This is a genomic window from Methylomonas sp. MK1, from assembly GCF_000365425.1.
Taxonomy (GTDB): domain Bacteria; phylum Pseudomonadota; class Gammaproteobacteria; order Methylococcales; family Methylomonadaceae; genus Methylomonas.
Genome location: NZ_AQOV01000001.1, coordinates 1665625 through 1687031 on the forward strand (window position 1 = coordinate 1665625; position 21407 = coordinate 1687031).

The window sequence follows — 21407 nt, forward strand, 5'->3', positions numbered from 1 at the left end:
CCGACTTAATGCCTAGACGACCCAGAAGCAGCAAATCGACCGTTAGACGCAGAAAATCGCAACCCCAAGCATCATGGCTGAAACGCTCGCTGGTTTCGCTGCTGCTAATTGGGGCTTTCGTATTGGCGGTGTATGTCAGCTACCTAGATTACACGGTGCGTCAGCAATTCGAGGGCAAGCGTTGGTCCATTCCAGCCCGCGTATATGCCAGCCCGGTCGAGTTGTACGCCGGTTATGAAATCTCCAGCAAAAACCTGGAAGACTTATTGCTTGAATTGCATTACCGTCAGGACAATCAACTGGCTGGCGAAGGCTCGTATTACATCAAGGGCGGCCAGATCAATATCCGTACCCGCGCCTTCAATTTTGGCAACACGCCTCAGGACAGCCGCAAGATCAGCGTTAGTTTCACTAGTGGCGGCATCGGCAGTATTACCGACTCCGGCACCGGCGAGAGCTTGGCCATCGTCCGCATGGACCCGGTGCAAATCGGCAGTTTTTATCCGACGCGGAAAGAAGATCGCATTCTGATCAAGCTGGACGAAGCGCCGCAAACCTTGGTGCAAGGCCTGCTATCCACCGAAGACAAAGATTTTTACAACCATTTCGGCATCTCGCCCAAAGGCATCGTCCGCGCCATGTGGTCGAACGTGAAAGCCGGCGGCATGGTGCAAGGCGGCAGTACCATCACCCAACAATTGGTGAAAAACTTTTTCCTGAATCCCAAACGCACGCTGCGCCGCAAGCTTAAAGAAGCCTTGATGTCCTTTATTCTGGAATATCGCTACAGCAAGGACGAAATTCTGGAAGCTTATCTGAATGAAATTTTCCTGGGCCAAGACGGTGCCAGCGCGGTACATGGCTTTGGTTTGGCCAGCGAATTTTATTTTGGGCAATCATTAAAAACCCTGAATTTGCATCAAGTTGCTACATTGGTGGCATTGGTACGCGGGCCGTCCGAGTATGATCCACGCCGCAATCCTGAACACACGCTGGAACGCCGCAACATCGTGCTGGATGCGATGCATACGGAAGGTTTTATCGACGCACAGCAACTGAGCGAAGCCAAAAAACAACCGATAGGCGTCGCGACGGTGATTCATCGCTCCGCCAATCGCTATCCGGGTTTTATCGATCTGGTGAAACGCCAACTGAAACAGGAATATAAAGAAGACGATCTGACCTCGGAAGGCCTGCGCATCGTCACCACCTTGGATACCCGCATCCAAGACACATTGGAAAAATCCATCGCCAGCAAACTGAAGCATTTAGAGAGAAGCCCGAAAAGTAACGATCTGGAAACCGCAGCCATTGTAACCCGTCGCGATAGCGGCGAAATTGTCGCACTGGCCGGTGGCCGCGACGCCGAGGACACCGGTTTCAATCGCGCTTTGGACGCTGTAAGGCCGATAGGTTCGCTGATCAAACCGGTGGTCTATTTGACCGCACTGGAATATCCGGACCGCTACACCATCGCCACGCCGATCAGCGATACCCGCTTGGAAATTCCAGCCGAAAGAGGCAAAACCTGGTCGCCGGACAACTATGATAATCAGGAACACGGCATCGTGCCGCTGCATAGCGCCCTCACCCACTCCTACAATATGGCGACGGTGCGGATTGGCATGGACATTGGCTTGGCTAAAGTCGCCAACACCTTAAAAAGCATGGGGGTCAGCCGGCCGGTGGATTTGTTTCCGTCCTTCCTGTTGGGCGCGCAACCTTTGACGCCGCTGGAAGTCACGCAGCTTTACCAAACCCTGGCCGGCGACGGTTTTGCCACGCCGCTGCGCTCGATCCGCGCGGTAAACGCCGCCGACGGCAAAGCCCTGCAAAGTTATCCTTTTACCGTGCGTCAAGCGGTCGACCCTGCCGCCACCTTTATTACCAACACCATTTTGCAAGAAGTGATGTATGCCGGCACCGGCCATTCCGCGTATAACTATTTGCCGCAGAACATGGCCTTAGTCGGCAAAACCGGCACCACCAATCAATTACGCGACAGCTGGTTTGCCGGTTTTAGCGGCGATTTTCTATCGGTGGTATGGGTTGGCCGCGACGACAACAAACCGACCGGCTTGACCGGCGGAACCGGCGCCTTGCAAATCTGGTCCGAGCTGATGCGGCAAGTGTCGAAGAAGCCGGTCAGCCTGGTACCGCCCGATAATGTACAGATGACCTGGATAGATACTGCCAGCGGCTTGCTCAGCAATGAAGGCTGCCCCGGCGCTAAATTGATGCCGTTCGTGGATGGCTCCGGACCCAGCCAATTTGCCGACTGCGGAGCAAGTCCGGAATCCGGCGAAAGCTGGCTTAATAACCTGAACCCTTTTTAACTATGTTGCTTAAACACATTTTTGCTCTGATTTTCCTGATCGCCACCGCCCAGTCAGCCTGGGCCGACGATGCGCCGATTACTCGGCTGAAAAATTTTTTAGCCAGTAGCGCTGCCTTATCGGCTGATTTTAAACAAATCAGCTTCGATAAAAGCGGCCGTCCGGCGCAAAACAGCCTCGGCAAATTTTATCTAAGCCGACCCGGTAAATTTCGTTGGAACTACCAAAAGCCCTTTGTGCAAGAGATTGTGTCCAATGCCGGCAAAGTCTGGTTTTACGATGCCGATCTGGAACAGGTGACGGTCAAACAGTTGGACGATTCGCTAGGCTCCACTCCCGCCCTGTTGTTGACCGGCGAAGTGGATATTGAGGAAAAGTTTATCCTACAGGAACAAGGCAAAGAAGACGACGGCATGAACTGGGTGAAACTATCGCCCAAGAATGAAGAAAGCGGGTTCAAGTACATTTTGATCGGCCTGAACGGCAACCAATTGGGCGGTATGGAACTGAGCGACAATTTCGGACAATTAACCCGAATATATTTTTCCAACATCCAGCTCAATCCCAAGCTGGACGACGCCTTGTTTAATTTCAAAGCGCCGAAAGGCGTGGATGTCTTTGAAAACTAACCAGTATCAGGCTGGTTTACTAATCCCCAGCTTCTCCATCCGCGACCGCAAAGTCGTGGATGGCACCCCCAAAATCTTCGCCGCCCCCTGATTTCCGGCAATTCGCCAGGAGGTCGCTTCCAAAGCTTTCAGAATATGCGCGCGCTCGGCTTCGTCCAGCGTGACGATAGGTGCAGCGGTCGGTGCGCCGGCACCCATCACATTCACGCAATCGACAGCGGCCAGTTGACTGCCCTTGGTTAAAATCACCGCCCGCTCAATGATATGTTGCAGCTCGCGAATGTTGCCGGGCCAGAAATAGCTTTGCAGATCGGCCATCATCCGTTCCGGAATCGATTGGATTTTCTTGCCGAATTTGGCTGCGTACTTGTCGATGAAATGCTTCACCAAAAACGGCACGTCTTCCTTGCGCTCGCGTAGCGGCGGCAAATTGATGGGGAAAACATTCAGACGGTAATACAAGTCGGCACGGAATTTACCCTGCTGCGAAAACTGCGCCAAATCCCGGTGAGTAGCGGCGATGACCCGCACATCACAAGTCAGGGTTTGCGTGCCGCCGACCCGCTCGAACTCGCCTTCTTGCAAAACCCGCAACAACTTGGCCTGCATCTCCAACGGCAGTTCGCCGATTTCATCCAGAAACAAGGTACCGCCGTTAGCGAGTTCGAAACGTCCCAATTTGCGGGCAATCGCCCCGGTAAACGAACCTTTCTCGTGACCGAACAACTCGCTTTCTGCCAGATTTTCCGGGATCGTCGCGCAATTCAATTTCACCAAGGTTTTGTCTTTGCGGGCACTGAGATTGTGAATCGCCCGGGCGATCAATTCCTTGCCGGTACCGGTCTCTCCGGTAATCAACACTGTTGCGTCGGTATTAGCTACCTGCCTGACCAGATCCATGGCTTGATGCAATGCCGGGGAGTTACCGATCAATTCCTCGCCGTCGCGGCTGGCCAAGACTTCTTCTTGTAGATACAGATTAATGCCGCGCAAGGTATTGCATTCCGCTTCCGCCTGCTGTCTGGCTTTGCGTTCGTTGATATCGCGCAGGATCAGAATATACAGTTTCTGGCCGATGGCTTCCACGCGGGAGATGGTGGCTTCGATGGGGAAAGTACTCTCGTCAGCGCGCACCGCGCTCATACCTTCCGAGACCCAAATCGCCTGCTCCGCCGGCACGCCGTTGCGAAAATTGGTTAGGGTTTTGTAAAGTTCGGGCGACAAAAATCGATCCACCGCCCGGCCGATGTTGTCGGCGGCTTTGCAACGAAACATCTGTTCCGCCGCCGCGTTGAATAAGGTGATCCGCCCGGCTTCGTCCAGCGTCAGAATCGCATCCATCGCATTCTCGAAAATCCGCGACAGGCGCTGCTCTTTTTCTTGCAATTCTAACTTTAACTTTTGCAGCGTCAGGTGGGTTTGCACACGCGCAAGCACTTCTTCGTACTGAAACGGCTTGGTGATGTAATCGACCGCCCCGACTTGAAAACCTTTTAATTTATCGGCGGTATCCGCCAAGGCGGTCATGAATAACACCGGAATATCGCGCGTCGTCGGAATAGTTTTCAGGGTCTGGCAGACAGTAAAGCCGTCCATGCCCGGCATCAGTACATCAAGCAAAATCAGGTCGGGCAACTGGGCCACGGCTTGGACCAGAGCAATTTCTCCCGTTTCCGCGCGCAACACGTCAAACCCGGCTTCATCGACCAAGCCTGCCAACTCTTCCAAGTTGACCGGATTGTCGTCCAACATCAAGATTAACGGTTTATCGCGCTGGCGCTTATGAGTCATGCCTATCTCCTTAACTTAACCTATCCAAAACATCGGCGGCAGCATTATTCCTGAAACTCGTGCAAATAGTCCTGAATAGCCGGCTCCAGCCGGATGCCGGCTTGTTGCAGTAACTCGTAACTGGCGGCCGCATCAGCGAAGGCAGCCTCGTGGCCCATCGTCTCCAGTTGCTGGGCGATCTTGCCGAACGGGAAGGCGCCGATGCTGTTGGCCGAGCTTTTTAGCGTATGCGCGGATAGCCTCAATAAATCAGCATCCTGGCGCTGTATCGCATCGGCCATGTCATTCAGAAGCGGCGCCGACTGTTCCTGGAATAAAGTCATCATTTTGCACAACATCTGCTGTCTGCCGCGCACCCGGTTTAAGGCTTGTTGCCAATCCAGTGCCGGCTCGGCCAAGAGCGCCGACGCCACGCTGTTGTTATCCGTTTGTTCTGCTCCCGCCATATTCCAGCACTCCACCATTGCCAACAAATCCTGCTCCTGCACCGGTTTGGCGATGTAATCGTCCATGCCAACGGCCAAACAGCGTTCCTTATCACCTTTCAGGGCGTGTGCGGTCATCGCGATAATCCGCATATGTTTACCAGTCTCGCGCTCGCCGGCCCGAATCGCTTCGGTAGCCTGAAAACCATCCATTACCGGCATTTGGACGTCCATTAAGATCAGATCGAACAAAGTATCGGTAGCCAATATATCCAGCACTTCCCGGCCGTTGTTTGCCACCTTGACGGTATGGCCGCGCTCTTCCAGCAACACCACCGCCATGTATTGGTTAACCGGATTATCTTCCGCCAACAAAATTCTTAATTTACGAGGCGGCTCGGCCAATACTGTGAGCGAGGCTTCAGAGGCTTTGGCGGATTTACCCAACGCCGATTGAATGGCATTCCACAATTCCGAATGCTTGACCGGTTTACGCACGTACAGATTAATGCCCAAATCGTGGCAACGTTCGCAATCGTCCGGACGGTCGGCAGACGACAACATCATGATGGTCACCGGCTCGAAGCGTTGATCCTCTCTGATGGCTTGCGCCACCATAAAACCGTCCATGATCGGCATCATCGCATCGAGCAAAATCAAGGCATAGGCTTCCCCGGTTTCCGCCATATTCCGCAATGCGGCGATGGCGGCCTCGCCACTATCGACGGTAGTCGGCCGCATCCCCCAATGATTCAAGATTTCCGAGAATACGCGTAAATTGATGGCATTGTCGTCCACGATCAACACCGGCAGGTTTTTGACGTCTATCAGGGGTTGAAAAGGCGCATCCAGCTCACTTTTAGTGTGCCGGTCAAACACGGCGGTAAAGAAAAAAGTGCTGCCTTTATGTTCCTCGCTTTCCAACGATAAGTGCCCACCCATCAACTCGACCAGGCGCGAAGAAATCGACAAACCCAAGCCGGTGCCGCCGAATTTTCGGGTGGACGAAGCGTCTATTTGCGCAAAGGCTTCGAAAATTAGCTGCTGTTTATCGGGGGAAATGCCAATGCCCGTATCGCTGACGGCTATTTGCAGACAGACTTTGTTTTCATCGACCGACTCAGGTTTGACTTGCACCACGATTTCGCCGTGCTGGGTAAATTTGATGGCATTGCCGACCAAATTGATAATGACTTGATTCAAGCGACCGACATCGCCAAGTAAATCGTCCGGAGTTTCCGGATCGATACGCAGCATCAGTTCCAGGTCTTTTTCGTGGGCGTGTCCGGCCAGTAGTTTTAAGGTGTCACCAAGGCTTTCACGAACTTTAAACGGCGCATGATCGAGTTCGAGTTTACGGGCCTCGATCTTGGAGAAATCCAAAATATCGTTGACTATGCGCAGCAAAGCATCCGCCGAGCTGTTCGCCATCCCCAGAAACTCGCGCTGCTGCGGGGTGAGTTCGGTGCGCAAGGCCAAGCCTATCATGCCGATGATGCCGTTCATCGGCGTGCGGATTTCGTGGCTCATATTCGCCAGAAACTCGCTCTTCGCACCGGCTGCCTGCAACGCCGCGTCGCGGGCGGAAAGCAAGGCTTGGCGCATTTTTTCCAAATGCTCGGCCAACGCCGCCACTTCGGTAATCTTGGTGCCGGAATTAAATTGCCCGGTGTGATTGCCGGCAGCGATTTGTTCGGCTTCGTCGCGCAAGCGTTCCAGCGGCATAACCAATTTGCGCCCGAACAGCCCAACCACCAACAGCGTCAAGCCCATGTAAACCGCGACAAAATAGGCGCTACGCTGGTAGATGGTGGCGATGTCGCGTTGAATCTGCCGTTCGTCGTAGCCCAGCCTTAACATCGCCAGCGAGCCGTCTTCCGGATTCAGAATCGGTACGGCCAGAAAATAAATATCGTCGTCGTGCTCGCCGAAGAAAAAATCTTCCTGAAATTGCTGCTGAGCGTTCAGTTCGATGTCGGCGCGAATATTGCCGCGCTCGGTGGCGATTTCCGCAAACGCCAAACGGCCATTTAACAGAAATTCGCCTAACAAGCCTTGCAATTCGCCGGCCTTGCTATGCTCCAGCCTCGGCGTAACCAGATTACTGAACAGCAAGGCATCGGAGCGGACGTAATTGACAAACTGCGCTTCCAAACTGGGTTTAATCACCCGATAAATGCCGAACAACAACACCGGCACCAGCAGTAAATGAATGCCGACAACAGCCAGAATCATTCGGCCGTTAAAACTATGAAAAAATCGACTCATTCCAGGGCTCCCTGCCATAACACATTCACCGCTTTAAGGCCTTGATTGGACCGAACTTGATCTTCCCACAAATAGGTCACCGTGCCCGGATTCTGTTGCAGCGTATCGACCAAGCTCTTCAGATCGTTAAAACTCTCCGGACGTTTACCGCCGAGGCGGAAAACCACCGATATGGTTTGGCTTTCATAGGCATTCGCCGACATGAAGGCCACTTTTTGCAGAAATACTTCGAAAATTAACGGATCGCTGATGTTCAATAAGGGCACGGGATGCTCGCCGCCCTTTTCCAGCGGTACGCCCAGAAACAATTTTCTGGCCTCTTGCACGGTTAAAGCCGGTATCGACGAGTTGGCGCTGGTGGCCAATACCAGAGAATGGCGAGTAATAGCCCATAGGCTCTGCGCTCCAAGCAGCAATAGCAAACCAACGATGCAAAGCCCGCGAAGCAATTTCATGGAAACACCGCGCTCCATTGAAACATCACTTGCCCGAAATGATCGTGGCGCAAATGATCGCGCGAGGCTTCAAGCTTTAAGGCATTCGTGTGGTTGAGTTTGTAGCGTATGCCACCGAGAAACCTGTCTTCGACATATTTGGGAAACATCGCCAGGTAGGGATCGTCCTTGCCGCCAAAAGTGCCTTCGACGCGCCCGACCAAAGTCCAGGCCGGATTGAGGTCCCATTCGACTTGCCCGTAAGCGCTGAGAAAATCGTCGTGGGTTTTGCCGCCCAACGGACTCTCCAAGGTGTTGTTAACGTAGACAATTTCACTTAATAGTCTTACCGATTGAATTTGCTTGTTGGCATAGGCACTGGTAACAAATTGATTAACGTTTTTAACGGCCAGTTCGTCGGAATGAATTTGGTTATAAGCCCCGGAAATACCAAATTCGTCGACACCGAAGCTGATAGGTTGATAGCCCAGCCGAAATGACACACCAGGCCGACGTGATCCGCCCGGCTCGATCAAATTGAAGGCTTCCAAGCCTTTATTGATTTGCGGGCCCGCGCCAGCGCCAACCGTGTAATACAGACCGCCCTCGCCCAGATCGTGGACGCCTTCCCATAAAAATCCGGTCAAATGGTTGGGTATCACGCCGCCAGCCGTTTCGAATGCCATGATACCGGGCCGGCTAATGGTGGTTTGCAGAAATGCGCCATGGTGAAATTGCATGTTCCAATAACCGATGGGATTATGGAAGCGGCCCAGCCAAAGAGTAGCTTCGTCGCCGACATGCATGCCTAATTGGAATCTTTCCAGATTATGGGTTTTGGTGCTGACCAGCCATTCGCCGAGAAACCGAAAGCGCTGATAGTCGGTGGTGTAAAACACGTTAATTTCGGGGATAACGTCGCTATTACTGAGCTTTTTTTGAGGCTCTTGATCGAAACGCACGATACCGGTCAAGGCCGGAAACAATAATAAGTCACCCGGTAGCCCGGTGGCGCCATGGCTGGACATATGTCCCATATGGCCCGCGGCAACAGCTGTGACAGGCACTAGGGTGGCGAGTGCGCAGACACAAGAAACGATAGCGCCGTTTAGCGTTTTGAGTATGGACGGATAGTATCGTTGCCGCATGCTGACTCTCAAGCATTTCATCGGTAGGACACCTACACTACCTAGTTAAATGGGAATATCCTCCCGATACGTTTAAAGCGAAATGTATCACATATTTTTGAATGGTTGACGATATTTCGTCAAAACTTAACCTCCGGTAAAACGCCTGAGCAGCATGACTAAAGACCGGTTGGATTTTCTATTAACCCGGCCCGTAAATTCCTTGGAATCGTCATTCCCGCGACGCCGTTAGACCACGCAGAGAATCCCATATAGGCGCGGGGCTCTCGCCAGCGCCGAAGCGGCGATATTTAGGGGCGGAGTCAATAAAACCAGTTCGATGGCGATTTAGCCATCCACCATTTACACCCCCGCCGCCTAAAAATCCTCGCTTCGGCGCTGGCGAGATCCCCATACACCCAAAGCTTTATACCGACTTTTAATTGAGCAACAACCTGCAAAAGCCTCCACCGCCCCTGGATCATCGACTCTTCCGCATACCTTGTACGACATTTCGTAAGCGATACGATATTTAGTGCTGAAATCAACAATTTCTTGTGCATTTTTTCACTATTTTTCAGAATGATCAGCCCATAAAATAATGCCTAAACAATTACTTAGAATAATTACGGCGCACCCGATTTTCTAGTGGCATTGGTTTTGCGATGTGTAGCGTAGCTCTGCAATTACAAAGAGCCGGATACCGAACAAACCCATAGCGCATTATTTTCACACATTCCGATTACGAGGCGATCACCATGAAAACATTCCAGCAGATTACTCGTTGCAAAAGGTGCGGCGACTTATTGTCAGCCCATGAAAAATCACATACCGCCCACGAAGACCTCTGTGCATTTTGCGACCACATGCGTAGTGAAGCACTGGAAATGCACCAAGAGATACATGCAAAAAATCGCGTGGCAAAAATTCACTTCAGATTGGTTTAAGCATTGCCTTGCTATAAGGCTGGCCGCACCACAATAAAAGACTGCCGATAACTATCGTTAAGCTTGGGACCACATTCAACCGGGTCGCGAAATAGCGTCGTTGTTCAACGTCTTTGCCGGTCGCAGCGAACCGATTGGCGCGAATCCCACAAAATGCGCAGCTGTTTGCGCATCAAAAAGGTCAGCTCGCTAAGTTTTTATAACCCCAACATAAGGAGACACACTATGAATTCAGAAGACATCCTGAAAACCTGCGTACGCGAACTGAAGCGTTGCGGCATAAGCTTCGTGCTAATCATTATCGGCGTATTTCTGGCCACCCAAAACGCCCCCGCCGCCACCATCCCGAAGCACAAGCAATGCATGGGCAGTATGGATACAATTAACGCGCTTGCCTCACGCCCGCTTAAACCCGGCACGCGCGCTTTGGTCCAGCCGGTCAGTAATTCGCTCCATCATTTTCATACCAAACAAGCTTACAGCAAATGCGCCGGTAGCCTGACCGAAAACAAAGCAAGCAAACAATACAAATGAGCGTTTATCGGCTATCTGTATAGTATTGAAATGTCCGCGCGGACAACCCAAATAGTCATCCCGAACCCAAGCAACTCGACAAGGCTGTGTCAAAACGCCACCGAGGATTTTTTTGCTCTGAATAGCAGCGGGCCAATATGCATCCGACCAGCCTGACCAGAATCAAATGTGCGATTGTCTTTATCGTGTTTATGCTGTTTAGCATCGGCCCCATCCCGATTACCAGCAGCATCGGTTTATACGTAGTGATTTTCAGGCCGCGTTGGTTTAAAGAGCTAGTGGACAAAATCTATAACGATAAAGCCAGCTGATATTCTCCTATCCTTTCGCTTCATTCTTACTCCATCACAGCCGTCTTTTATACAGCGATTGTTAATCAGCCCGGCGCAGTATAATAGGGCCGCAGAATGACATTGAACTTCCCAACTACGTTAACCATCGATGACCGCTGACCGCGACCATATCCGGCCCAAAGCTGACAAAAACCTAGACTGCCGATTCTCTGTAGCCCCCATGCTGGATTGGACTGACCGACATTGTCGGTATTTCCATCGAACCTTATCCCGACACGCCTTGCTGTACACCGAAATGGTCACCACCGGCGCCATATTACATGGCAACCGCGACCGGCATTTGCAGTTTAATGCAGCCGAACATCCGCTAGCTTTACAACTGGGCGGCAGCAATCCAACGGATTTAGCGGAATGCGCAAAAATTGCCGCCGACTATGGTTACGACGAGATCAATTTAAACGTCGGCTGCCCCAGCGACCGGGTGCAAAATGGCCGCTTCGGCGCCTGCTTGATGGCCGAACCCGAATTGGTCGCAGAGTGCGTGGCAGCGATGCGCCAAGCGGTATCGATGCCGGTGACTGTGAAGTCGCGGATCGGTATCGATGATCGCGATTCCTACGACGAACTTACACATTTCATAAAGACTGTGGCGGCGGCCGGTTGCGAGACGTTTATCGTCCATGCCCGCAAAGCCTGGTTGTCCGGCCTGTCGCCCAAACAGAATCGTGACGTGCCGCCGCTGCGTTATGACGTGGTGTTTCAGTTGAAGCAAGATTTCTCAATGCTAAAGATCGTCATCAATGGCGGCATCGAATCCTTGGATAGCTCGCTGGATTTATTGACGCAAGTCGACGGCGTCATGCTGGGCCGGGAGGTGTATCACAATCCCTATTTATTGGCGGAAGTAGACCGGCGCTTGTTTAACGACGAGCATCCTATCCAGTCGCGGCAAGAGACGGTATTGGCAATGCTGCCTTACATAGAGCAGCAATTGCAACAAGGCGTGAGACTGCATTGCATTGCCCGGCATATGTTGGGTCTGTTTCATGGTGTCGATGGTGCGCGGGCCTGGCGCCGCCATCTCAGCGAAAACGCCACCCGTTTTGGAGCCGGCAGTCAGGTGATTTTGGACGCCTTAGAATTTACAGTTTGATGCTGTATACTCACGACATTTTTTTACTCGGGGGCGGCAATGGAAGAATATTTCTCCAAAATCATTCAAGCGATAGGCGAAGACGTGAATCGGGAAGGTTTGCGGGACACGCCGAAACGGGCCGCAAAAGCCTTTAAATTCCTGAATAACGGTTACGAAAAAACCCTGGAAGAGGTATTGAACGGCGCGATATTTCAAGCCGACACCGAAGACATGGTGATCGTGAAAGACATCGAGCTTTACTCCTTATGCGAGCATCATCTATTACCGTTCATCGGTAAATGCCACATCGGCTACCTGCCGAAAGGCAAAGTCTTGGGCTTGTCCAAGTTGGCACGGATCGTCGATATGTACGGTCGCCGCCTGCAAATCCAGGAACAATTGACTCGGCAAATCGCCAAGGCGGTAGAAACAGCCATCGACGCCCGCGGCGTGGCAGTGGTCATCGAAGCTAAACATTTGTGCATGATGATGCGCGGCGTGGAAAAACAAAACTCGGTGATGACCACATCGGTCATGTTGGGCATCTTCAGGGAAGAAATCAGCACCCGCTCCGAATTCCTGAACCTGATCAACCGTAAATAATCATGACCGAAACCGGCACAAAAAAGACCGGAGTATTGCTGGTCAATCTGGGCTCGCCCGCCTCCCCTAAAACCGGCGATGTGCGCCGCTTCCTGCGCGAATTTCTCGGCGACCCGCGCGTAGTCAATCTGCCCAGACCCTTATGGTGGCTGATTCTGAATCTGTTCGTGCTGCCGTTTCGCCCTAAAAAATCGGCGCATGCCTATCAATCGATTTGGACCGAGCAAGGCTCGCCCTTGATCGTATTCACCGAAAAGCTGACCGCCAAGTTGCAAGGTTTCACCGGTGTAGATGGCGCCCATTTAAGCATCGATTGCGCGATGCGCTACGGCAAGCCGGCCTTGCGGGAAAAACTGCAAAACTTTCAGAAACAAGGTGTCCACGAGATCGTCATTCTGCCCTTGTATCCGCAGTATTCCTCCACCACCACCGCCTCGATTTTCGACGTGGTGGCCGAGGAGTTTGTCAGTTGGCGGCACATGCCTGGCCTGCATTTCATCAGCGACTTCCATCAACACCCCAGTTATATCGAAGCCTTGGCGCAATCAGTACGTCAGCATTGGCAGGCTAATGGTCAGGCCGAATTGTTGCTACTGTCATTTCACGGCTTGCCTGCCAAGCTGACCGAATGGGGCGACCCGTATTTCTATCAGTGCCAAACCACGGGTCGCCTGCTCGCCGAGCAATTGGGACTCAACGACCGACAATGGAAACTGGTGTTTCAATCACGCTTCGGCAAAGCGGAATGGCTGAAGCCCTATTGCGTGGAAGTGTTGCAGGAATTGCCGCAACAAGGCATCAAGAACGTGGACGTGATTTGTCCGGGATTCTCGGTAGACTGTCTGGAAACACTGGAAGAGATAGCCATCGCCAACCAAGAAATTTTTCTGGAAGCCGGCGGTGAGACATATCGCTACATTCCGTGTTTAAACGACAGCGACGCTCATGTCGAGGTGATGCTTGATTTAATCAAAACCGTGCACTAAACAAAGCGCGGCACATAAAAACCGGGGGTAATATGCAACAAAACATCTTGCAAAGCTGGAATGACGAATGGCCGGCAGTGCGCGCCAGCCAACCCTTACCTACCGGTGAAGGCGTGATCGATCAGGGTGCGTTTAACACCATAGAAGTGGACGAGCTATTCGATTACGTCAACTACGCCAGCACTACAGCCGGTAAAACCGTGCTGTATCGCTCGCTAAGCCAACCCTTGAACGATCTGGATGCGATAGCCGCCAAACAAGTAGCGGTGCGGGAAATTCAAGACAATCCAGATGTGCGCGCCAACGTCGAAAATATTATCGCCAACGCTGCCTCAGCGGAAAACCGGCTTTATTTATTGTTATTCGGCGAATTTCTCGGTGGTTTCGGCACAGCTCGCGAAGACCATCAAATCGAAGGTTACGGCTATAAACAATATGTACGCGGCGTGCGCGTGGTCTTGAATCTGGTCGGCGCTATCTACAACTCCGGCAAGCCGCAAAGCCCTTATTTGCAAAGCGTCTTCGAGAAAATCGGCAACTTTTCCCACAGCAACGAATACTCGCTGATGGTCGGCCCGGTCTATAACAGCGAGAAAGGCCTGCAAAGCAAGGAAGAACGCAAAAACTCGTTCTCGCCGGCGACTATCTTCCGCCCCACTCTGTTCAAACCGATGTTAATCGGTTTGTTGATCGCCGCCATTTGGGGCTTGATGCAGATTTTCCCGACAGATATGTTTCAGGTCACCCGCGACGGCTTGTCCGTGGCTTCGGTGTTTTTTCTGCCTTTGGCCTTGGCTTATATTCCGGTAATCGGCGGTTACGATCGGGACAACTGCATCATTCCCTTACGCAACATCTATCGAAATTCACAGGCGCTCGGCGACATGTTGGATGGCCTGGGCCAACTCGACGAATTGCTGGCCTTTATCAAATACGCCGAAGATTATGGTAGCGAGATGGTGCTGCCGGAAATGAATGCCAGCGAACGTCACAATATAAAATTAGTCGCGGCGAAGAACCCGGTACTGGGCCAGAAAAACCCAGATTATGTCGGCAACGATTTCAGCATGGACGAGGAGCGCCTGGTGTGCGTGACCGGTCCCAATAGCGGCGGTAAAACCGCATTTTGCAAAACCGTCACGCAAATCCAATTGTTGGCGCAGATTGGCTGTTTCGTGCCGGCCCAAGCTGCCAGCTTGAGCGTCGCCGACCGGATTTTCTATCAGTGCCCAGAGATTAGTCACCTCGACGACGGCGAAGGCCGTTTCGGCACAGAATTGAAACGCACTCGCGATATTTTTCTGGCCAGCACCGCAAAAAGCTTGGTGGTGCTTGACGAAATGGCGGAAGGCACTACCTTTGAAGAGAAGATGCAGTCGTCTATCGACGTGCTGGACGGTTTTTACCGCAAAGGCAACAGCACCATTTTAATCACCCATAACCATCAACTGGTGGACGAGTTTGTGAAAAGAAAAATCGCAGTCCCCAAACAGGTGGAATTTGCCGACGACTTGCCGACTTTTAAATTGATCGCTGGCATTTCCCGGGTCAGTCACGCCGACCGTGTGGCGAAGAAAATTGGTTTTTCCAAGCAAGACATCGATAACTATTTAGCGAAATCATGAAAATAGGCACCCCTGACAGCGTCAGCGCCACCAAAGCTTTATTACTGGGCAGCGGCGAATTGGGCAAAGAAATCGCCATTTCGCTGCAACGCTACGGCGTGGAAGTGATTGCAGTTGATCGCTATGCCGGTGCGCCGGCCATGCAAGTCGCGCATCGCAGCCATGTGATAGACATGACCGATGCAAATGCGGTGAAAACGCTGATTGCCAGCGAACAGCCGCATTACATCATCCCCGAAATCGAAGCAATTGCCACCGATGCACTGGCGGAAATTGAAGTCCAAGGCCAAACTACCGTCGTACCCAACGCCAGAGCGATTCAATTGACGATGAATCGCGAGGGCATCCGTGAACTGGCCGCTGTTGAGCTCGGCCTACCCACCTCGAAGTACGCTTTTGCCGACACATTCGAACAATTGAAAGCCGCGGTCGATAGCGGCATTGGCTACCCGTGTTTTATCAAGCCAACGATGTCCTCGTCCGGCAAGGGTCAGTCCATGGTGAAAAGCGCCGATCAATTGCAAGCCGCCTGGGATTACGCCAAGGCTGGCGGTCGCGCAGACACCGGCAAAGTGATTGTCGAAGCCAAGATCGATTTTGATTTTGAAATTACGTTGCTAACGGTGCGCGCGCTGGATGGCGACGGCCAGGTACAAACCTATTTCTGCGAACCGATCGGCCACCGCCAAGAAAACGGCGATTATCGGGAAAGCTGGCAACCGCAGGCGATGAGCGCAAAGGCTATTACCTTATCCCAGCAAATCGCCGACAAAGTGACTACTGCCTTGGGCGGCTTGGGTTTATTCGGCGTGGAATTGTTCATCGACGGCGATCAAGTCTGGTTTAGCGAAGTCAGTCCCCGACCGCACGACACCGGCATGGTGACGATGGCCAGCCAACGGCAAAGTGAATTTGATTTACATGCCCGCGCCATTCTTGGCTTGCCGGTCAGCACCACTTTGGATAAAACCGCCGCCAGCGCGGTGATTCTGGGCGGCATAGACGCCAAAGCCGTGACCTATCAGGGCTTGGAAAAAGCATTGGCTATAGCCGATACCGACATTCGCCTGTTCGGCAAACCGGAAGCTTTCGTGTCAAGGCGCATGGGCGTAGCACTCGCCACGGCCGACAACGTCAGCGAGGCTCGAGCCAAAGCAGTCCGGGCGGCCAGCCTGATTAGCGTGACTGAATGAGTTCAATCGGTAAAAGGTGACGCGATGAAACCCCTGCTGATTGTCACACTATCGATAACGCTAATCACCGATGCGGGGGCGGACATTTTCAAATACACCGATCCTAGCGGTCGGGTGTATTACACCGATGAGCCGAAAAAAGGCTTCGATTACCGCTTGATCATCCGCACCCGGCCGCGTACTTATAGCCGTGACCTAAAGTTCATGTCCGGTAATAAACTCAAATTTAACGACTTGGTTGCCAAGGCTGCCGCCAAACATCAAATGGACCCCAAACTGCTGCACGCGGTGATTCAAGCCGAATCGGCTTATAACCCCAATGCCGTATCGTCGGCCGGCGCGGTGGGTTTGATGCAGTTAATGCCGGATACCGCGCGCCGCTACGGTGTCACCGACCGGCGCGATGCCGAGCAAAATGTCGACGGTGGTACCCGTTACTTGAAAGATTTACTGGCGATGTTCAACTCCAATCTGACCTTGGCAGTGGCCGGTTACAACGCCGGCGAAGGCGCGGTGATGAAATACAATAACAGCGTGCCGCCTTATCCCGAAACCCGCCATTATGTGCAGCACGTAATGGCGCTATACCGGAAAAGTTAGTTGAAAGCCACTGCCATCAAGCAATTGATTGCCGGCTCGACCGAACTGTTTTCCCTGCCCGATATTTATTTTCAACTCAGCGAGATGATCCGCGATTCGCGCTTTTCGCTGGCGGACATCGGCAAGGTTATCGCCAGGGACCCAGCCCTCAGCGCGCGCTTGTTGCGCGTGGTGAATAGCCCTTTCTACGGCTTCCAAGCCAAAATCGACACCATTTCCCGGGCGGTTACCGTGATAGGCATCGACGACTTGAGTAATCTGGTATTGGCTACCACAGTCGTTGATCGCTTCGGAAAAATTCCCGACGAACTGATCGACATGACCTCGTTCTGGATGCGCAGCATACATTGCGCGGTCATTGCCCGGCTGCTGGCAAAAGCCAGCGCTGTGCTGCATACCGAAAGGCTGTTTCTAGCCGGTCTATTGCATGACATAGGCTCTCTGCTGCTAAGTCAAAAAATGCCCGAGCAATATCTCAGAGCCTTGCTTGCCACCAACCATAATCGTGCCTTGTTGGCCGGCTTCGAACAAGAACTGATCGGCTTTACTCATGCAGAGGTCGGTGGAGAATTGCTAAAAACCTGGGGCTTACCGGAATCCCTGTACGAAACCATAGGTTGCTATCTGAACCCTACCGATGCCCAAGCGCACAAATTGGACGCTCACTTGCTGCATATGGCGGCGCGCTTGGTCGATAGCGGCCAACAAGCCGATGGCCTGGAATTAGCCGTTGCGGAATTCTCCAATCAATCGTTAACGCTAGTGCGTTTAACTCGTGAACAAATTGTCTCAATGATGGCGCAGGTGGAAGACGAGTTTTTGCAGATGTTTGAATTACTCGGGCCGAACAAAAAATTTCACTAAACGGTACTGGCGAGTAATTTCTGCCGCCCTTAACTCGCGACAAATCAGAGAATATTGACGCCAAACCTTTCCAACAGCGCCACCAGCTTTATCAATGGCAAACCCACCAAGGCATTAGGATCCTCGCCGACAATTTTACTGAATAGCGCGATACCCAAGCCCTCGGATTTGAAGCTGCCGGCACAATCGAAGGGCCGATCCATATCGATGTACTTTTCAATCTGCGGCAATGTCAGCGTTTTGAAATGCACGCTACAAACATCCATATCGCTTAAGCTTCGGCCGGATGCGCTATTCAAAACACAGACACCAGTATAAAATTGCACAGCCCGGCCGGATTGTTTGGCAAGTTGTTGAATTGCCGCGTCGCGCCCGCCGGGTTTTCCCAATATCTCTTGGCCTAGCACGGCAACCTGATCGGAACCTATGATTAAATGATTAAATGATTAAATGATTAGGGTATGTTTTGCCGACTTCTTCAGCCTTAGCCAGCGACAATCTGTGTACCAAAGCGTCCGGCGATTCACCCGATTGCGGGCTCTCATCGATGTCGCTGCTGCAACTTAGAAAATCAAGACCCAGTTTTTCCAACAACTGGCGGCGGTATTTCGAACTCGAGGCAAGTACTATGGTGCTCATCGGCTAGGTAATGGTTTGAGTAGGTGTGCGTTTGACGCAACAGTTAGTTATCTGTATGATTGTACAGTTATGTCAGACAAGTTTCCCGACCATATCGATCCCTTATTGTTCGCCGAAAGACGTGGCGCGCTATCCGGGGATATAAAAATCGCTGCGCTCGAGCGCTTGTCTGATAGCGTGATCGATCATGGCGGCAGCGTTAGCGCCAAGATCGAATTTGGTAAGGAAGGCAAACGCATCGTCGTTGCCGGCCATATCGAGGGTGTTGTGGAATTGGCGTGTCAGTCTTGTTTGCAAGCACTGACTTGGCCGCTGGATATCGATTTTAAATTGGCTGTTGTCTCTTCGCTACAGGAAGCAAAGCAACTGGACGATTGCGAACCGCTATTACTGGACGGCGACACCCTATCGTTAAACGCCGTGATCGAAGACGAAATCCTGCTGGCATTGCCCGACTACCCTCGGCATGAACACGATTGTCTCGCGCACAACCGTTCGGAAGATGCCGATTACAGCGCAATAGATAGTCAGACTAAGGCTAACAACCCTTTTTCTGTTTTAGCAAAACTTAAAAAAACTGGAGATTGAAATGGCAGTACAAAAGAGCAAAGTATCGCGTTCCAGACGCGGTCAACGTCGTTCACACGATGCATTAGTCGGCAAAACCCTGGCTCAGGATCCATTGACCGGCGAAACCCATCTGCGTCACCACATGACGCCGGACGGTTTCTTCAAAGGCCGCCAAATCATTGCCGGCAACGACGAAGATTAATCGTTTTAAACTGCCATAGTCCGACTCGCAGCCCATTCGCAAGGCGAGTCGAACAGCCCTCAGTGCAAGACCGGCCGCAAGCAAGGCGTTTTCCAACGCAATCGTCAGCACGACAGGCAGTAATATTTGATTTATTGATAGTCTCTGGGTAAGCCAACGCGTCGCTGGACAGTAGTTGGCTCCTTTCAACTACTGGAGTTAGTCCTAAGCGTGAGCTCAACTCTCTCAATTGATGCCATGGGCGGGGATTTCGGTCCTCAAGTTACCGTGCCTGCCTCACTGGCCTGTTTAAAAAAAAATCCGGATTTAAATCTGATCATGGTTGGCGATGAAGCGGTTCTTGGTAACTTGCTATCCCAAGCGCTGGTCGAATTTAAAGGTCGGATCAGTATTCAACACGCCTCGCAAGTTGTCGAAATGGACGAAGCGCCGCAAAAAGCCTTGAAGAACAAAAAAGATTCTTCCATGCGCGTGGCGATAAATCTGGTACAGGAAGGCAAGGCCGACGCCTGCGTCAGCGCCGGCAACACTGGAGCATTGATGGCAACAGCCCGTTTTGTGCTGAAAATGATTCCCGGCATCGAACGCCCGGCGATCATTTCCACGCTGCCGTCTACTTTCGGCCACACCCACATGCTGGACCTGGGCGCCAATGTCGACTCCAGCGCCGAACATCTGTACCAATTTGCCGTCATGGGCGAAGAAGTGGTCAAGGCCGTGGAAAACATCGAGCGTCCGCGTATCGGCTTGCTGAACATCGGCGAAGAAGATATGAAAGGCAACGAGCAGGTCAAAGCCGCCGCTAAATTACTGGAAAACTCCGGGCTAAATTATATCGGTTATGTAGAAGGCAACTCGATCAACGCCGGCAGCGTCAAAGTCGATTTGATCGTCGCCGACGGTTTCGTGGGTAACGTGGCCCTGAAATCGATCGAAGGCGCGGCAAAAATGATAGGCGGCAAACTGAAAGACAGTTTTTCGCAAAACTGGCTGACCAAATTAGCCGGCCTGATTGCTTATCCTGTTTTAAAGCGCTTCAAAGACAGCATAGACCCGCGCCTCTATAACGGCGCCAGTTTCATCGGCCTGCGCGGCCTGGTTATCAAAAGCCACGGCGGTGCCGATGCTTTGGCTTTCGAAACTGCCATCCATTTGGCGGAAGTAGAAGTGGCGCAGGGCGTTATTCGTAAAATCAGCGAAAAACTAGAACTCGCGCTGACCCAAAAGGTTGATGAATGACACGCTGGACTCATGTGATCGGTACGGGCGGCTATCTGCCCGAAACCATACGCACCAATGACGAAATCTCCGCCACGGTGGACACATCCGACAGCTGGATCTATGAAAGAACCGGCATCAAAAGTCGCCGCATAGCCGGCCCCGACGAAACCGCTTCCAGCATGGCGGAAATCGCCGCCAGACAAGCTATTGAAATGGCCGGGATTGCCGCTGATGACATTGACATGATCATCGTGGCCACCGGCACGCCGGATCGCGTCTATCCCAGCACCGCCTGCCTATTGCAGGAACGCCTGGGCATCAAGCAATGCGTCGGTTTCGATATTCAGGCAGCCTGCTCGGGTTCCGTTTACGGTTTAAGCATCGCCGATCAATACCTGAAAACCGGTTTTGCCAAAAACGTACTGGTGGTGGGCACGGAAATTTGCTCACGCATTGTCGATTGGACCGACCGCGGCACCTGCATCCTGTTCGGCGACGGCGCCGGCGCGATTTTGCTGACCTCCAGCGATAAGCCGGGCATATTGTCCACGCATATCCACTCCGATGGCGGCTACGAAGATTTATTGTATTGCCCCAATCCGCAAGTAGCGGCAGTGGCTAAACAAAACGAGCCAGCTTACATCAGTATGCGCGGCAACGAAGTGTTCAAGGTCGCCGTCAACACGCTGGGCCGAATTGTCGATGAAACCTTGGAAGCCAACGGCTTACAGCAAAGCGACATTGATTGGCTGGTGCCGCATCAAGCCAACACGCGCATTATCGCCGCCACTGCCAAAAAACTGGGCATGTCCATGGATCAAGTGATTCTGACCCTGGAAAACCAAGGCAACACCTCCTCCGCCTCCGTGTTATTGGCGTTTAACGAAGGTGTGCGCGACGGCCGCATTCAACGCGGACAAACCGTATTAATGGAAGCTTTTGGAGCCGGCTTTACCTGGGGTTCCGCATTAATTAGGTACTAAAC

At 52.3% G+C, this 21407-nt stretch carries 21 protein-coding genes; 15 read left to right on the forward strand and 6 right to left on the reverse strand.

The genetic code is table 11. The annotated features are described in order from the left end of the window. Positions 1–8 precede the first annotated feature (8 nt). A complete protein-coding gene (gene mrcB / locus G006_RS0107775; RefSeq protein WP_020482612.1) occupies positions 9–2336 on the forward strand; it encodes a penicillin-binding protein 1B in 2328 nt (775 codons plus the stop codon). Between the two features lie 2 nt (positions 2337–2338). Further along, a complete protein-coding gene (lolA, locus tag G006_RS0107780; RefSeq protein WP_020482613.1) occupies positions 2339–2965 on the forward strand; it encodes an outer membrane lipoprotein chaperone LolA in 627 nt (208 codons plus the stop codon). A 6-nt stretch (positions 2966–2971) separates the two neighbouring features. On the opposite strand, the gene G006_RS0107785 is transcribed toward lolA, so the two are convergent. The 4 genes from G006_RS0107785 to G006_RS0107800 are packed head-to-tail and all read right to left on the reverse strand — an operon-like array spanning position 2972 to position 9052. Next, the gene (locus tag G006_RS0107785) at positions 2972–4756 is read right to left on the reverse strand and encodes a sigma-54-dependent Fis family transcriptional regulator (RefSeq protein WP_020482614.1); all 1785 of its coding nucleotides are present in this window, start codon (positions 4754–4756) and stop codon (positions 2972–2974) included. A 44-nt stretch (positions 4757–4800) separates the two neighbouring features. Further along, the gene (locus tag G006_RS25170; protein WP_020482615.1) at positions 4801–7449 is read right to left on the reverse strand and encodes a hybrid sensor histidine kinase/response regulator; all 2649 of its coding nucleotides are present in this window, start codon (positions 7447–7449) and stop codon (positions 4801–4803) included. Then, complete coding sequence (locus tag G006_RS0107795; RefSeq protein ID WP_020482616.1) at positions 7446–7904, reverse strand: hypothetical protein; 459 nt, start codon at positions 7902–7904, stop codon at positions 7446–7448. The genes G006_RS25170 and G006_RS0107795 overlap by 4 nt, the downstream gene beginning before the upstream one ends. Next, positions 7901–9052: a hypothetical protein gene (locus tag G006_RS0107800; RefSeq protein ID WP_152428823.1), complete on the reverse strand. Its 1152-nt coding sequence runs from the start codon at positions 9050–9052 to the stop codon at positions 7901–7903. Before G006_RS0107800 ends, G006_RS0107795 begins: the two co-directional genes overlap by 4 nt. 1130 nt (positions 9053–10182) lie before the next feature. Between G006_RS0107800 and G006_RS0107810 the strand changes: the two genes are divergently transcribed. The 9 genes from G006_RS0107810 to G006_RS0107850 all read left to right on the forward strand — a co-directional run bounded on the left by G006_RS0107810 (position 10183) and on the right by G006_RS0107850 (position 17790). Further along, the gene (locus G006_RS0107810; RefSeq protein WP_020482619.1) at positions 10183–10491 is read left to right on the forward strand and encodes a hypothetical protein; all 309 of its coding nucleotides are present in this window, start codon (positions 10183–10185) and stop codon (positions 10489–10491) included. 137 nt (positions 10492–10628) lie between these two features. Then, positions 10629–10802: a hypothetical protein gene (locus G006_RS28795; RefSeq protein WP_020482620.1), complete on the forward strand. Its 174-nt coding sequence runs from the start codon at positions 10629–10631 to the stop codon at positions 10800–10802. Positions 10803–10932: 130 nt separating this feature from the next. Further along, positions 10933–11937, forward strand: coding sequence for a tRNA dihydrouridine(20/20a) synthase DusA (gene dusA / locus G006_RS0107820; RefSeq protein WP_020482621.1), 1005 nt, complete (start codon positions 10933–10935; stop codon positions 11935–11937). 39 nt (positions 11938–11976) lie between these two features. Then, positions 11977–12522: a GTP cyclohydrolase I FolE gene (gene folE, locus G006_RS0107825; RefSeq protein WP_020482622.1), complete on the forward strand. Its 546-nt coding sequence runs from the start codon at positions 11977–11979 to the stop codon at positions 12520–12522. A 2-nt stretch (positions 12523–12524) separates the two neighbouring features. After that, positions 12525–13508, forward strand: coding sequence for a ferrochelatase (gene hemH, locus G006_RS0107830; protein WP_020482623.1), 984 nt, complete (start codon positions 12525–12527; stop codon positions 13506–13508). A 32-nt stretch (positions 13509–13540) separates the two neighbouring features. Further along, positions 13541–15133 (forward strand): MutS-related protein, encoded by a 1593-nt coding sequence (locus G006_RS0107835; RefSeq protein WP_020482624.1) that lies wholly within the window; start codon positions 13541–13543, stop codon positions 15131–15133. After that, on the forward strand, positions 15130–16326 hold the full coding sequence (gene purT / locus G006_RS0107840; protein ID WP_020482625.1) for a formate-dependent phosphoribosylglycinamide formyltransferase: 1197 nt from the start codon (positions 15130–15132) through the stop codon (positions 16324–16326). The genes G006_RS0107835 and purT overlap by 4 nt, the downstream gene beginning before the upstream one ends. A gap of 24 nt (positions 16327–16350) precedes the next feature. Next, positions 16351–16926: a lytic transglycosylase domain-containing protein gene (locus G006_RS0107845; protein ID WP_020482626.1), complete on the forward strand. Its 576-nt coding sequence runs from the start codon at positions 16351–16353 to the stop codon at positions 16924–16926. After that, positions 16927–17790, forward strand: coding sequence for an HDOD domain-containing protein (locus G006_RS0107850; RefSeq protein WP_020482627.1), 864 nt, complete (start codon positions 16927–16929; stop codon positions 17788–17790). It begins immediately after the preceding gene. A 44-nt stretch (positions 17791–17834) separates the two neighbouring features. On the opposite strand, the gene G006_RS29325 is transcribed toward G006_RS0107850, so the two are convergent. Beyond that, the gene (locus G006_RS29325) at positions 17835–18197 is read right to left on the reverse strand and encodes a Maf family protein (protein WP_268743565.1); all 363 of its coding nucleotides are present in this window, start codon (positions 18195–18197) and stop codon (positions 17835–17837) included. Positions 18198–18228: 31 nt separating this feature from the next. Further along, on the reverse strand, positions 18229–18429 hold the full coding sequence (locus tag G006_RS29330) for a Maf family protein (RefSeq protein WP_020482629.1): 201 nt from the start codon (positions 18427–18429) through the stop codon (positions 18229–18231). Positions 18430–18498: 69 nt separating this feature from the next. On the opposite strand from G006_RS29330, the gene G006_RS0107860 reads away from it, so the two are divergent. From G006_RS0107860 to G006_RS0107875, 4 genes are all read left to right on the forward strand, one after another. Beyond that, positions 18499–19017 (forward strand): YceD family protein, encoded by a 519-nt coding sequence (locus G006_RS0107860; RefSeq protein ID WP_020482630.1) that lies wholly within the window; start codon positions 18499–18501, stop codon positions 19015–19017. A 1-nt stretch (position 19018) separates the two neighbouring features. Continuing rightward, positions 19019–19201: a 50S ribosomal protein L32 gene (rpmF, locus tag G006_RS0107865; protein ID WP_020482631.1), complete on the forward strand. Its 183-nt coding sequence runs from the start codon at positions 19019–19021 to the stop codon at positions 19199–19201. A gap of 210 nt (positions 19202–19411) precedes the next feature. Beyond that, entirely contained in the window at positions 19412–20440 is a 1029-nt protein-coding gene (gene plsX, locus G006_RS0107870; protein ID WP_026146921.1) for a phosphate acyltransferase PlsX, read from the forward strand. Next, positions 20437–21405 carry a beta-ketoacyl-ACP synthase III gene (locus G006_RS0107875; RefSeq protein WP_020482633.1) on the forward strand — a complete coding sequence of 323 codons (969 nt, stop codon included), beginning with the start codon at positions 20437–20439 and terminating at the stop codon, positions 21403–21405. The genes plsX and G006_RS0107875 overlap by 4 nt, the downstream gene beginning before the upstream one ends. Positions 21406–21407: the final 2 nt, after the last annotated feature.

Coding starts and splice junctions, on each gene's coding strand:
- G006_RS25170 (WP_020482615.1), bottom strand. CDS start 7,449: ATGAGTCGATTTTTTCATAGTTTTAACGGCCGAATGATTCTGGCTGTT.
- purT (WP_020482625.1), top strand. CDS start 15,130: ATGAAAATAGGCACCCCTGACAGCGTCAGCGCCACCAAAGCTTTATTA.
- folE (WP_020482622.1), top strand. CDS start 11,977: ATGGAAGAATATTTCTCCAAAATCATTCAAGCGATAGGCGAAGACGTG.
- dusA (WP_020482621.1), top strand. CDS start 10,933: ATGACCGCTGACCGCGACCATATCCGGCCCAAAGCTGACAAAAACCTA.
- G006_RS28795 (WP_020482620.1), top strand. CDS start 10,629: ATGCATCCGACCAGCCTGACCAGAATCAAATGTGCGATTGTCTTTATC.
- G006_RS0107810 (WP_020482619.1), top strand. CDS start 10,183: ATGAATTCAGAAGACATCCTGAAAACCTGCGTACGCGAACTGAAGCGT.
- rpmF (WP_020482631.1), top strand. CDS start 19,019: ATGGCAGTACAAAAGAGCAAAGTATCGCGTTCCAGACGCGGTCAACGT.
- G006_RS0107860 (WP_020482630.1), top strand. CDS start 18,499: ATGTCAGACAAGTTTCCCGACCATATCGATCCCTTATTGTTCGCCGAA.
- hemH (WP_020482623.1), top strand. CDS start 12,525: ATGACCGAAACCGGCACAAAAAAGACCGGAGTATTGCTGGTCAATCTG.
- G006_RS0107795 (WP_020482616.1), bottom strand. CDS start 7,904: ATGAAATTGCTTCGCGGGCTTTGCATCGTTGGTTTGCTATTGCTGCTT.
- G006_RS0107875 (WP_020482633.1), top strand. CDS start 20,437: ATGACACGCTGGACTCATGTGATCGGTACGGGCGGCTATCTGCCCGAA.
- G006_RS29330 (WP_020482629.1), bottom strand. CDS start 18,429: ATGAGCACCATAGTACTTGCCTCGAGTTCGAAATACCGCCGCCAGTTG.
- G006_RS0107800 (WP_152428823.1), bottom strand. CDS start 9,052: ATGAAATGCTTGAGAGTCAGCATGCGGCAACGATACTATCCGTCCATA.
- G006_RS0107785 (WP_020482614.1), bottom strand. CDS start 4,756: ATGACTCATAAGCGCCAGCGCGATAAACCGTTAATCTTGATGTTGGAC.
- mrcB (WP_020482612.1), top strand. CDS start 9: ATGCCTAGACGACCCAGAAGCAGCAAATCGACCGTTAGACGCAGAAAA.
- G006_RS0107845 (WP_020482626.1), top strand. CDS start 16,351: ATGAAACCCCTGCTGATTGTCACACTATCGATAACGCTAATCACCGAT.
- lolA (WP_020482613.1), top strand. CDS start 2,339: ATGTTGCTTAAACACATTTTTGCTCTGATTTTCCTGATCGCCACCGCC.
- G006_RS0107835 (WP_020482624.1), top strand. CDS start 13,541: ATGCAACAAAACATCTTGCAAAGCTGGAATGACGAATGGCCGGCAGTG.